Here is a 12680-nt window from a genome sequence, read left to right as displayed (position 1 = left end):
GGCTTCTGCCGGTTTTGTTCTCTCTGGCCCCGGTGATGTCGCCGGGCCACACTCTGGATGCCTCATTGCCCCGAGGAGATCATCATGAGTCGATTCCTGATTGCCGGCGCCACTGGTCTGATTGGCAAAGCCTTGCTGCGCGAGCTGGGGACGGAGCACGACCTCCTCCTGCTCTGCCGCAAACCCGGCGATCCCGCTCCGGGACGCACCTGGCTGCCCACCTCGTTCGACGCGCTGGACAAATTGACGCTGCCCTCCCCTGTGGACATTGCCTTCTGCTGCCTTGGCACCACCCGCAAGGATGCCGGCTCGGCCGAGGCCTTTCGCCGGGTCGATCTCGACTATGTGCTGGCCTTTGCCGCGCTCGCCCGTCGCCACGGCTGCCGCCGCCTGCTGGTGGTCTCCAGTCTGGGCGCCAACCCGGGTTCCCCTGCCCTCTATCCCCGCACCAAAGGCGAGATGGAGCAGGCCCTGCTGGCCCAGGAGTGGCAGCGGCTTGTCATCCTGCGCCCGGCCATGCTGCTCGGCCATCGCGAACCTGCGCGCCGTTCGGAGCAGATCATCCAGGCCATCTATCCGCTGGTAAAGCCCCTGCTGCGCGGGTCGCTGCGCCGCTGGCGTGCCATCGAGGCCAGTCAGGTGGCGCACGCCATGGCGCGCCTTGCTATCCAGGAGAGCGGGATAGAGACGGTGGAAAACGAGCGCCTGCTCACCCTGTGATGCCCCGTGCCGGGCGAGACGATCACAAAGGGGCGCCACGGCGCCCCTTGTCACAGCCCATCACCCGTCAGGTGCCGGCATCGTCTCGCTTGCGGTGCACATCGGGTCGCCCGCCGGTGACCACATCGGCGCGCCCCTCTTCCTTGGCTTTCTCCGCCCGCTTCTTGCGCATCTCCTTGGGGTCGGCGATGAGAGGGCGGTAGATCTCGATGCGATCCCCCTCCTGCACCGACTCTGTGCCCTTCACCGGACGGCTGTAGATACCGAACTTGTTGACCGACAGGTCGATCTCCGGGTGCTTTTGCAGGATGCCGGACTGTTCGATGGCCGCCAGCACGCTGGTCTCGGGCGCGACCCGGATGCACAGCACCGTCTGCCGCTCGGGCAGGGCATAGGCCACTTCGATATTGAGGAGCTCAGACACCGTAAACCACCTTGGCACGATTGGAGAAGGCAAGCACCATGGAGCTCACCAGCTCGCGGAAGATCTGGCCAAAGGCCAGCTCAATGAGCTTGGAGGTGAACTCGAAGTCGAGATCAAACTCCACCTTGCAGGCATCCACGTCCAGGGGCGTGAAGGTCCACCATCCCGCAAGCTTGCTGAAAGGCCCCTCCACCAGCTCCATCTTGATGGTGCGATTGGCATCGAGCTGGTTGCGCGTGGTAAAGGTCTTGGCGATACCTGCCTTGGCCACATCGACCGAGGCCATCATGTAGTCTTCACCCGACTCGTGAACACGGCTGCCGACACAGCCAGGCAGGAACTCAGGATAGGCATCAACATCATTGACCAGCCGGAACATCTGTTCCGCGCTGAACATCACCAGGGCACTGCGAGTAATACGGGGCATGGGTTTTCCTCATCCAATCGGCCCGATTTTATCACCTTGTCAGCCAAAATCACCGCCGAAACTGTTCGCGGGTCACCAAGCAGGGCAATCGCACACTTTCCGGCCAGTGTGGCCTGCTCTCGCCCCGCCCTTCCCTCAAAATCGTCATCGAACTGCTCACAAAGCCGCCACTCGGAGCGCTGTGCGTTTTACAGCCGCCGCCACCCACGTATAATGCGCCTTCCTAAACATTGCCTAAGGCCCCCGTCATGAGCAAAAAGAACAGTAAAAACAAAGCCGGGTCCAGCACCATTGCACTCAACAGAACCGCCCGTCACGAGTACTTCATCGAAGAGCGCGTGGAAGCCGGCCTGTCCCTGCAAGGGTGGGAAGTGAAGTCCCTGCGGGCGGGCAAGGCCAACATCAGCGAAGCCTATGTCATCTTCATGCAGGGGGAAGCCTTCCTGTTCGGCTCCAGCTTCCTGCCGCTGAACGCCGCCTCCAGCCACGTGGTATGCGATCCGACCCGCACCCGCAAATTGCTGCTCAGTCGCCGTGAACTCGACAAGCTCGAGAGCCTGACCGCTCGTCAGGGCTACACCATAGTGCCGCTGGCCCTCTACTGGAAAGCGTGCTGGGTCAAGGTCGAGATCGGCCTGGTGAAAGGTAAGAAAGAGCACGACAAGCGGGAAGACACCAAGGCACGGGAATGGGACCGTGAGAAGGCCCGCATCATGAAGAACAAGCACCGCGGTTGATTGTGCGCCGCCGGCCCCCATGCGGCGACCAATAAACCAGCAATCGACCGGCCAAGGCCGGTCGATTGCCATCAACGCCTTGCCATGACAGGATTTTTGCGTACAATCCCTTTTGACAACTTGGGGCTGATTCTGGATTCGACAAGATTCACGAAACCCAAGGTGCATGCCGAGGTGCGGTAGGCCTCGTTAATAAACCGCAAAAAAATAGTCGCAAACGACGAAAACTACGCACTCGCAGCTTAATAACCTGCGCTGAGCCCTTCTCCCCTAGCTTGCCTGTGTCCTAGGGAAATGGAAGGTCATCCTTCACAGGATCGTGTGGAAGTCCTGCTCGGGGCGGAAGCATTAAAACCAATCGAGCTAGTCAATGCGTGGCGTGTCTCTCCGCAGCGTGTTGGCGAATGTAAAGAGTGACTAAGCATGTAGTACCGAGGATGTAGTAATTTTGGACGGGGGTTCAAATCCCCCCAGCTCCACCAATTTAACTAGGACACTGACAGGACAAACCCAGAAAAAACAGCCACTTAGCACAAACATAGCGACAGTGACTGGACCAAAACTGGAATCGAAATGATCCACTGGTGATCCAAGAGTAAGAAAGCCTGCAGAAATGCAGGCTTTTTTCTTTTCTGCCATCCAGGCATAGAAAAGCCCGCACAGTGGCGGGCCAATCCGAATCCTTCCGCGTCACACTGACGCGGTGGCTTCATCGCGAAGTTTTTTTAGAATGCGCGCGATCTTGCTTTCCTCCTCAGGCGCCAGGTCCAGCGTCTCAACAACCTCTTCCAGTTCGTTTAGTAGTGATTCCATCCGTTCTCCCCCTTGCTCTCCCAGTCTCTCGACTGTGAAACACTGTATACCTATACAGTAATCGCATGAATTTACCACTTTTTGCGGTCTCACGGGAGTACAATTTTGCCCTCCTACTCCTATCATCCTGTTTGCTAAAGAAAAATCCCGTTCTCTGTGACTCGTCATGCAACCGAACACTCCGTCGCTTCTGGTGGTGATGGCGTTGACTTCACTGTGCGTTCGACTTCATTTTTTAACCTACAATCTATATGACTCTTATGTGCCAAAACTGAGCATTTGCACCGTAGGAGTCCCAGATTTGAGACAGATAACAAAGCCATGATCTAGAGCACGGGTTGGCGCCAAACAAGGAACTCCCATGAAACGCTACTTGACGAGCTCTAGCCTTGCCTATGTTCATCGCACAAAGCAGAAAGTTCGCCTTCTACTGGCGGAACGGAAGCTGACGCAAACCCACATCAGCAAGATAACGACGATCCCAAGATCGAGCATTTCACGCTGGCTTTCCCCTCATCACGATGACTTCATGGGCTTGGCTGAGGCGGTGATGGTTTCGTCTGCGATCGGGGTTTCTGTCCAGGCGATCTTGGCAGAGCCTGATTGGAGTGTTTCTGATGATGAGCACATGAGCCTGATAAATCGGGCGGCGATGCTGCCAAAGCCTCACCTGGCATCAATGCTGAACTGCTATGCAGATATTCTGGGGATCAGGGTGGGGTAAAGGGAGGCATCAATGTGCCCCCCTGAAGAATCACTACCTTCCTTCTTCGTTGCCAGTTTTTGAATTGGTGGCGCCGTGAGTTTTGAGCTGATGGATGATACTGCTGATCCTGCTGCGGGAGTCGAGGTCGAGATCAAGCTGCTCAAGAAGGGATTCAAGTTCATTTACGAGAGTCAGGGGGTTCATGGCGAACTCCATTGTGCAAAGTTGCATGGGGTGACATCCCCAAGCACGCCTTGCTCACCTCTCAGGCAAGTACCTGTTTAATGAGGATGGCGTAGATATTCCATTCATACCTCCTTTGCAAAGACCTGAACTCGAATGAAACAACATCATATCAGGACGGCATGAAGGACATCTACCAGATCGAAATGAGAATATTCAGTGCAAATCCAACCAAAACTGCGAAGAACGTAAAAGCCATGAAGGTGTCCAGGTCATCGCGATTGGACTTACTGAAGCACCAACAACCGGCCGCAAAGGGTATCAGTGCCAGGGTGAAGCTGACACTGAACGCTTTCAGCGCCACCACCATCATTATCAGAGCAAACAGAATCCACATGGTCAGGGCCCTCTGCGATAAAGGCCCCAGATTACCCCTATCACAGAGGCTCAGCTAGGGCCGCTGTTCCCCCTTACTCCCAGTTCGACTTGTTCTTGTTGACTGCCTGATACACTAGGTCATTACGGCGGGCCAGCATCTCATCGATGCGCCGGCGCTTCTCTTCTGCGGTCAGTGTGCGGTCGCGCTGGATCAGCTCGATCTTGTTGCGCACCACCCGGACCTGCTGCTGAGTGCGGCTCAGGCTGCGGCGCGCCTTCAAGATCCCACCCTGCTCCTCCAGCAGCTCGCGGGCCTTATCTGTGAGCCCCTCACTGCGGTACTGGTCAACGGTGCGCTTGAGCTGGTTCACCTCGTTCAGCATTCGGTAGAACTCTTCCATGTGCTGAGTGGACTTTGCAGGGCCAGTGCCGCGATACACCGCTTTCACAAGCGGGATCTCGTCGGCGCGCCAGCTTGCTGACTCTCCTGGCCCGGCGGCCCGTATCAGACCGTCCGCTGCAGCCATCACATAGCTGCCCATGGTGCCGGTGTAACCGATAACCAGGTGCTCAAGCTGCTTCGGCGAGAAGCCAGTGAGCTCCCCCAGCTCGCGCATCAGCAAGCTGGTCTGCTCGTTGTAGCGTGCCTCCGCCTGGACGTTCAGGTCTTGCGGACCGTCGATGGGGCCACCTCGGAAGCTGTCATAGTTAAAGGCAGCCTCTACCATCGGCTTGACGAGCTGGGGGGTCGGGTTGAGGGCGAAGGTATCACCTATCGCCCTGGCCACCGCCTTACCGAACTGGGCCCCGGTGTCCTTGTCACCCAAGGCCCGGACCATGCGCTCGGGGATGGTACCGAACAGCACGCCAATCTCGAACGGCTTGGGGATCCGCCAATGGTGATCACCAAGCCAGAAGTGCCAGTTGGCGTCTTTATCCCAGTCCGGCAACCCTTCATAGCGCTCATCGTCCCAGTTGTGGGCCAATAGCGCTACGCTCGCTGCCGTGATCATGCCTGCGCGTTTGGCGATGGCTCGCGGGTTGTCTCGCAGCTCGCGGGTCAGCTTGCCAAGGCCCTGCACCCGGGCATTGAAGAACGGCAGCACCTGGGTCATGACCTGCATGGTGCGTGAGGCACCCAGCATGGAGAAATCCATCAGGTCCTTCGACTCGAACGCCGCCTGGGCGTGGCTCTTCCCGGCCTTGATGGCAGCGTCATATACAGCTTCACGGTTCCCGTTTTCAACCGCCTCACCCACCCTGCTGTATTTCTCCCATGCGTCTGCCACCACGCCCTTGGCATGCGCCGCATTGCGGATGATGCTCTTCTCGTAGCGGGCGATTTGCTCCGGGGTCATCCCCTTGCGTCGCAGCGACTTACGCACGGTATCGGCCATCGCCTCTGGGTCATTGCCATTCACGTAGCCGCCCAGGAAGGAGGCTCCGCTGAACATCACGTCAATGGTGCTGCCGTCCATGCGCCAGGTTTTCCTCACCCCCTTGATGGAATCAATCATCGGCTTGAAGCCATCCTTGCTGATGGCCCAGCTGGAGAGGGAGTCGCGCAGGAAGTTGCGCAGCATGAATTCGGGGGATGCCGTGACCCCAGCAGTCAGCAGGCGCTTGGCCTTGGCCGCCACATTGACCATGGCGCCGAACGGCTTGCGGTCGAAGAAGGTCATAGCGCGATAGAGGTCCGGATCCTCAACCCGGATCATGTAGTCCTCCCCCTCCAGTTTGACCATGATCCTGTCTTTGCCATTGGCAAGGGCCTGGTAATCCATCTTGTTTGGCTTCGGGATGACCTCGATGATGCCGGTGTCAGCCAGGTTCCAAACCGCCTTCTGGGCCGCCATGTTCTTCATGGAGGCGTCGATCAGCTTGGAGGTGGAGGTGAAGATGTTCTCGAGCAGGTCGTTGGTGTTGGCCTCGCCCCCCTTGAGCTTCTTGATGCCGGCGTTCTGGTTGGCAATGCCCCTCGGCTTGAAGGGAGCGATCACATCGCCATCGTCGGATTCACGGAAGAAGGGGATATACCACTCGCTTTCGAACTCCACCCGGGCCTCTTTGGTGAAGAGCCCAGCTTCTTGTGCCAGGTCCAGGGTGGCGGCATTGAGCCGATTCCAGCGCGCTTTGGCGTCAAGAAACTTGGCCTCTTTGCCTTTACCTTGAGCCTTGAGGGCAGCGATGTCCTGGGCGTCGAGAAGGTTCTCACGCCCTTGGGCCAGCAACAGCTCGGCCCGGTGGCCGGCCATCCAGCCCAGCCAGTTGTGCAGGTCAGCTCCCAGGTCGGCAAAGATTCCCAGCAGCGCATCCTTCTCGCCGGTGCCAGCCTTGCGCTGGATCACCCCATCCTTCCACTCCGGCAAACCGTAAAGCATGGTCGCCTGCATCGTAGAGGCTGCGCCAGTCGCCATCCGTGCAGCCACATAGCCGGAGTCAGCAGCATCGGTAATGCCGACAGCCTCCTCGGCGTACTTGATGGGGGCCAGCGCGTCGAGCACCTCGGTATTGGCTTTTTTGATGACGCGATCAACCCATGAGCTGACCACGCCTCGGTCAACTTGACGGAGCTTGTTCAGGTTGATTTTGGTCTTGTCGATGATGTCGGGCTTGGGGCCCAGATTGAGCTTTTGCAGCGCTTCGTCGGCCGCGGAATTTGTTTGACTGAACTTCAGACCATCAGGCGGGAGAGATCCATCGTCTCGAGCGCTTTCATATTCGCTTCGTGCCGACGTTTGCGGTCCTGCCGCAGCGACTCGATCTCGGACTTTGTCAGCATCCTTGGCACGAAGGAGGTATCGGCCTTCGGACTCGGTGAGAGAGTCAAAGCCGTATCCAAATCGGTTGTGCCACCACGCTTCAAGGCCTGTGCCGTCATACTGATCTCGGAGTTGCTCAAGGGTTGAGCTATCAATCGCAATTTTGGCGGAATATTGCTTTCCGGTCAACGCTGTCGCGGCAAGCACCTCCCCGCCACGGTTCTCGATGTATCCCTTCAAGTTCGCCAGGGTGCCGCCCTGGGTCAGTGTGTCATCCATGATGAGATAGGGTTTGTCGTTTCGGACTGGGCCATCAAATCCGGGCTGATTTGCCAGTCGGCCAAATCCGTCCTGCGCCGTTCGCCCAACCTTGGCGGACTGCATGATGTCTAGATCGACCTCAATGCCCAGAACCTTGCCCAAGATATCAGCCATGGCGCTGGGGATAGCATTGCGGCTCACAGCCTCCTCGGCATGCACTCCGAGGGCGATGGCCTGGCGAACACCAACAAGCGCCTTGAGCTTCCCTATAGCATCGGGAGAGAGCACATCACGGACCAGCCGCCGGGCGGCAGCATCATCGCCCCCTTTGGCCGCGGCATAGTCAGGATGACTGGTCGCATCTGCCAGGCGCCCATGCAAGATCACCTCGGGGAAATCCTTGCCCCAGGGAGAGCGCTCGGCGCTGAACCACAACCTCTCTCCTTCAGCTGAGCCAACCTCTGCATCTGCTTTTCTCAGCTTCTTACCCAACCCTTCGATAAGGGAACGGGTCTCAGCAGCAGTGATGCCATCCGGCACGAAGCCAACGGCGCGCAGCGCCCGTGTCACCCAGGCTACAACCCGATCCCAGCCACGGCCCCAGGCCCCCTGCTCCAATTCTGCGAGATGAGCCACCACTTCCTCGGCTTGGGTGCCGATGTCCTCATCGGCGTAATGGGTGTTCACCCAGTCCCACACCGGCTTCATGCTGGGGTCCTTCTGGGACTGGATTAGGCGGCTCATCAGCTTGGTGTATTCCCCGTCACCCAGGACGTTGGCCAGGCCATAGTGGGCCAGCACCTCATGGCGCAGGATCTCGCGCATCCGCTTGGGGTCCGAAATGGTGTCCGCAGCTACGTGTAGGGTGCCGGCATCGTCGTCAAACGCCGCTCTCCGGATAAGCCCCTCCTTGGCTTCCAGTTCCAGGGCCCCCTCAAGCTCCCCTTGGGTGGCGTGGATCTGCACCTTGATACCACTCGCCCCTCGGTACTGTTTGAACCAGCCACGGGAAACCAGCTCAGCCTCCTTGCGGGTCAAGTGCTTGATTGGCTTGTCGCCCTGGGCCATCGCCTGCTTGGAGAAACGAACAGAGTTCACGGTGCCAGCAACAGACTGAGCAGCAATCGAGGACCTCGTATCCCCTCCCTTCACCCAGCGCTTGAACGCATCCACTGGCATCGCCTTGATGGCACCCAGGCCTTGCCAGCCCTCCTCGTAATTGCCAAGGTAGCCAGCCCTGGCGGCCTGCTCGTCGGCGAATCCCATCATCACCTTGTGCTCGTCAAACTTTCCGGTTTTGGGGTCCACCTGGTCCACCACGTAGACCATCTCGCTTTCCGGCTTATCGCCGATGAACACATCGACATGATCGCCATCAGCCCCCTGGGTGCGCTTGATGTACCCATAGTCATGAGCCATGGTTGACTGCCACGGCCTGCCATCCTGATCGGTACCGGATCTGGTGGAGCCTTTGGGGTTCTCGAGCGCAATGTCCAACCCCTGCAGCGTGAGGTGACCCTTCTTGTAGTTCCCCGCCTCCTTCTGCGCCTCGGTGGGCTCCGGCGCAACCTCGGCGCGGGCCGCTTCAATCTGCCGCACCGGTTCACTGGTAACAGAGGTGGTGTGTTGTCGCACCTTCGCCACCGATGTCGTGGACACTACTAAGCCACCCTTACCCGGGATCGCCTTCACGCCTTTATCCTTGGCCCACTGCTTGATGATCGGCACTTCGCCTTTCAGGGTGATGGTGCCATCAGGGTTATCAATCATCTCCGACCAGGGTGTCGGCGCCGCCGCTGGCCCGGCAGTCGTGCGAGCTTGCTCAGGTTGCCCTCCTTCAGATACAGCAACCCCGGCAGGTGCCGGGGTTGTCAGTGCATTTTCCTCTCCTGGTTGGGTGACAGGTACAGGTACAAGAGAAGCACCATCTGCCGGATCTCCGGGTCCAGCTCGCTCCGCGAGTTCGGCAGGGGTTTGTCCAACACCTGTTGCAACCGGATCGCCTGCGCCAGGCTGATCACCTGGTCGCTCACTGCTGATTGCAGGTATCGGGGCAGATTGGTCATGGGTCACCTCGGATTGTTCGCTGGAAGGGATAACATCCCGGTAGCCGGTATCGACGGCCGGTGCGAGTTGTTGGGGCTGGCTGGGGGTGGGCTGTTCGGCCCTTACCTGCTCTATCTCGGCAATCTCTGCCACGCCGAAACCACCACCCTTGAGGGGAACCGGGGTTTCCTTGCCCTTGCGGCTGGCCATGGCAGCCTCTTTCTCACTGGCGAACGGCTTGCCTTTGCGGGTTATGCGAAGGGTCCTGAGCGGGCCAAAAATGGAGTCGGACTCCGCGCTGGCAGGCACATCATCTTTGATCGGCGTTGCATCCGGCTGGCGGTTATCGGCGCCGTAGACCACATCGCGGTGCGGGAGCTCGGAACCGACCTCGCGCCCCTCCCCCTCAATGACCGCCCCAGGAAGCGCGGTTCGGACTTGCTCCGCAACCGGCTCGGACGGGAGCAGCTCCCCCTCCTGTCCGCTCTGCCACCGGGTGCGCTCACCGCCTCGGAATTGCGGGCCAGGGCCTGCCTGTTGGTCATCATGATCCCCAGGAGCTGCCACAGCCTCCCCCGCGGGTTTGGCATTTGCATCGCCGGCGAAGATCACATCCTTGAGTGGCAGCGCCGGACGCTGCCCCTCTGCCGCCACCTGCAGGGCGCTCTTGTTGCCAGCGAAGGGGTCAACCCCGAGATCCCCAGCCTGGGCGAGCTCATAGAGGCTCTTGCCTTGGTCCCCAGCCTGCATCTGGGCCGTGACCAGATCCTGCACCGACCGACCGTATTCACCGGCCAAGGCTCGCTGAACGTCGCTATCCTGCGCCATCCCCTTGAAACGATCGGCGGTATCGTCTTGACGCAGATAGGCGGGAACATCACGCAGCTCGTCAAACTGGCTGCCACTGGGGCCGAGCGGGTTCAGATCTCCCTCGGCCTTTGTGGCAAAGAGCGCCTGCTCGCCGTCCTCCAGTGGAGCGGATGCAGAGACCGGATCCACTACCGTGCCAGCAGCGTCCTCCGTCACCGGCGCGACAGGCTCTGAAACCGGATCGGCCCCGCCCCCCTCCTCTGCGCTGGCATGCTTGCCGCCTCGTGCTCCACCGACAGCCCCCACCGCACCGCCAGTGCCCATACCGATCAGACCACCCTCGAGCGCGCTCGACACCACCCCCTTCATTGGGTCGATCTCGGCGGCGGCCACTTCGTTCAACGATTCGTTGATGGCGTACTGTTGGAAACCCTCTTCCAGGGTCTCACCAACCCCCTCACCTACCGCCCCCTTGCCTGCTCCTTTCAGCACACCACCTGCTGCTGCCTTGCCAGCGAGCATCTTGAACAACATGGCGTCGCCCATCATGGAGCCCATGGCGGCAGCTCCCCACACCTTGGCATCACTCATGGTGGCGCGGCTAGCCAAGTTGGCCGTTTCCTCCCGGGCCAGCCCCAGCTTTTCCTCATCAGAGAGATGGGAGGTCTGCTGATCCTGGTCGATGCGAGTGAACGCTTGGCGGAAGGTTTCGCTGGCCGCCAGCTCGTCAAAGCTCATGCCCAGCACGGTTTCGCGGGTGTTCACCCCGGCACTGCCCACCGATCCTGTCGCCCCAGTGGTCACAGCGGCGCCGGTGGCAATTTTGGATACTGCCTTGGCGGCGACCGCTTCGGCTACCTCCTGGGTCGCGCCACGCTTGACCATGGATGCAGTGACAGCGCGGCCGATAGAGGCTTTGGCGGCCACCCCAGTCACCCCGCCAGCGGCGAGCGTCGGCAGCAAAGAGCCCACGCCCTGCGCCATTTTCATCGCCCAGACATCGATATCCCCTGCGCCATCCCCCAGGGTCAGTCGGCCTTCTGGCGTTTCATCGACCAGTCGGCGTCCCAGTGCCTCCTTGGCGTCAGCACTCATCCCATCATTCAGAGATTCCGCCCCAGACGCGGCCAGATCACCTGCACCTGCGACCACATCCAGCACCGGGCTCAGCTTGTTGGCCATATTGGCACGAGCCTGTTCCAGGTAGTCGCCCCCCTGCTTCCCGGCATTCTCTTTGCCGAAGTTGCTTGCCTGCCGTGCCAGCTCACCAATGCCGCCCACCAGATCAAGTGCCCCAGCGCCCACCCCGCGGGCGACATCGCCCAGGCTGACATCAAGATCACGTTTGGCTAAAGGCTCGGCTGGCTGGGGTGGTGCAGCCGCTGCGGCAGACAGGCTGCTATCGAGCGTGCTCCAGAAGGGGTCATTACGAGTGTCAGATTGTCGCGGTTGTGGCAGGGCGTCACGCAGTCCAGGTTTGTCCATGGTGTCCTCGGATTTCGAGCAAAAGAAAAGCCCCGAGCGGCGAACCGTTCGGGGCTTTTGAGATGGGGCGATCAGCATGCAGACTGATCGACGATGGAGAGATGCTAACGCTGGTAGTCTCTCATGGCAATGAATATATAAAAAACGTTTTAAATCATATAGATAAGATGGCTAAAACCGATATGGATTATAAAATTTATGTTGACCATGGCGTCTATGTGATTTAGCCTTAGTGCAGTAAATTACTTTACCTAATCACTGCAAATACATGAGGCACAGCATGAACGCTCAACGTCGCGTTGTTAAGAGCCCCTTCACAAAAGAGGAGCGTGCTGGCGTGTTCATCCCGCGCGAGGAAGCTCGCGCAAAGCGCAACTACGACAAGTTCAAAAAGTAATCCTTGTCTTCTCCCGCCTCCCCCGTCTCAGTCCGCGTCATTGTAGATCCTGACATACAGTTCGACTCTGGCAGCCATCATAGGGCCGTCCAAGACGATGTTGTTGCTGAGTTCTGCGAGTATAAGCGGCTAAGCCTGACCATGAGCTATGACAACTTTGTTGCGAAGAATGAAGGTCTTCAAGCAAAAGAGCCGTCAATTCACAGTCAGTTTGGTCGTGATAGGGTGTTTGACCACCCGCAAGATCTTCTTCCCGGCATCATAGATGAGAACATAGCTCACGTTCACTATGATGGCGATGCCACTTGGTCACCAGACAAGCCGCAATGGAGCTGCACAAGCCATGAATCGGTCGTCTATTCAGCCTTCAGGGAAAGAGATGGGTTCTGTTTTGTTATTCATGACTTGCTGCTTGATCATGATGAAGACCCGGATTTTGACGCTCACAATCATTACTCCTACAAAGACTTGGAGTATTACGTGGCCAATGCTGAGTACCACAGAACAAATGAACAAAAAGGCAGCTGATAT

At 58.8% G+C, this 12680-nt stretch carries 9 protein-coding genes and 1 other RNA gene; 5 read left to right on the top strand and 5 right to left on the bottom strand.

Going from position 1 to position 12680, the window contains the following annotated elements; genetic code table 11:
* Window positions 1-84: 84 nt before the first annotated feature.
* Window positions 85-720: an NAD-dependent epimerase/dehydratase family protein gene (locus AB5Y80_RS17220; protein WP_368173251.1), complete on the top strand. Its 636-nt coding sequence runs from the start codon at window positions 85-87 to the stop codon at window positions 718-720.
* Between the two features lie 67 nt (window positions 721-787).
* On the opposite strand, the gene AB5Y80_RS17215 is transcribed toward AB5Y80_RS17220, so the two are convergent.
* Complete coding sequence (locus tag AB5Y80_RS17215) at window positions 788-1144, bottom strand: RnfH family protein (protein WP_039039886.1); 357 nt, start codon at window positions 1142-1144, stop codon at window positions 788-790.
* Window positions 1137-1571, bottom strand: a complete 435-nt coding sequence (locus tag AB5Y80_RS17210) for an SRPBCC family protein (RefSeq protein WP_010673974.1) — start codon at window positions 1569-1571, stop codon at window positions 1137-1139. The genes AB5Y80_RS17215 and AB5Y80_RS17210 overlap by 8 nt, the downstream gene beginning before the upstream one ends.
* Window positions 1572-1819: 248 nt before the next feature.
* On the opposite strand from AB5Y80_RS17210, the gene smpB reads away from it, so the two are divergent.
* Together smpB and ssrA are read left to right on the top strand one after the other, a co-directional pair.
* Window positions 1820-2308 (top strand): SsrA-binding protein SmpB, encoded by a 489-nt coding sequence (gene smpB / locus AB5Y80_RS17205; protein ID WP_010673973.1) that lies wholly within the window; start codon window positions 1820-1822, stop codon window positions 2306-2308.
* Window positions 2309-2430: 122 nt separating this feature from the next.
* Window positions 2431-2790: a transfer-messenger RNA gene (gene ssrA, locus AB5Y80_RS17200) on the top strand.
* A 208-nt stretch (window positions 2791-2998) separates the two neighbouring features.
* Here ssrA and AB5Y80_RS17195 read toward each other — a convergent pair.
* Window positions 2999-3121 (bottom strand): hypothetical protein, encoded by a 123-nt coding sequence (locus AB5Y80_RS17195; RefSeq protein ID WP_275424087.1) that lies wholly within the window; start codon window positions 3119-3121, stop codon window positions 2999-3001.
* A 361-nt stretch (window positions 3122-3482) separates the two neighbouring features.
* On the opposite strand from AB5Y80_RS17195, the gene AB5Y80_RS17190 reads away from it, so the two are divergent.
* Window positions 3483-3845 carry a transcriptional regulator gene (locus tag AB5Y80_RS17190; protein WP_324040910.1) on the top strand — a complete coding sequence of 121 codons (363 nt, stop codon included), beginning with the start codon at window positions 3483-3485 and terminating at the stop codon, window positions 3843-3845.
* Window positions 3846-3878: 33 nt separating this feature from the next.
* Here AB5Y80_RS17190 and AB5Y80_RS17185 read toward each other — a convergent pair whose 3' ends face one another.
* Both AB5Y80_RS17185 and AB5Y80_RS17180 read right to left on the bottom strand, forming a co-directional pair.
* A complete protein-coding gene (locus AB5Y80_RS17185; RefSeq protein WP_324040911.1) occupies window positions 3879-4031 on the bottom strand; it encodes a hypothetical protein in 153 nt (50 codons plus the stop codon).
* 449 nt (window positions 4032-4480) lie between these two features.
* Window positions 4481-11830: an LPD38 domain-containing protein gene (locus AB5Y80_RS17180; RefSeq protein ID WP_368173250.1), complete on the bottom strand. Its 7350-nt coding sequence runs from the start codon at window positions 11828-11830 to the stop codon at window positions 4481-4483.
* Window positions 11831-12290: 460 nt separating this feature from the next.
* Here AB5Y80_RS17180 and AB5Y80_RS17175 point away from each other — a divergent pair, with 460 nt between their 5' ends.
* Window positions 12291-12677 (top strand): type II toxin-antitoxin system YafO family toxin, encoded by a 387-nt coding sequence (locus AB5Y80_RS17175; protein WP_324055959.1) that lies wholly within the window; start codon window positions 12291-12293, stop codon window positions 12675-12677.
* Window positions 12678-12680: the final 3 nt, after the last annotated feature.

Origin of the sequence: Aeromonas sp. R2-1, from assembly GCF_040908425.1 — a bacterium.
GTDB classification, from domain to species: domain Bacteria; phylum Pseudomonadota; class Gammaproteobacteria; order Enterobacterales; family Aeromonadaceae; genus Aeromonas; species Aeromonas caviae.
The sequence above is the reverse complement of the archived record's forward strand: the minus strand, read 5'-3'. Positions and strand labels throughout refer to the sequence as shown.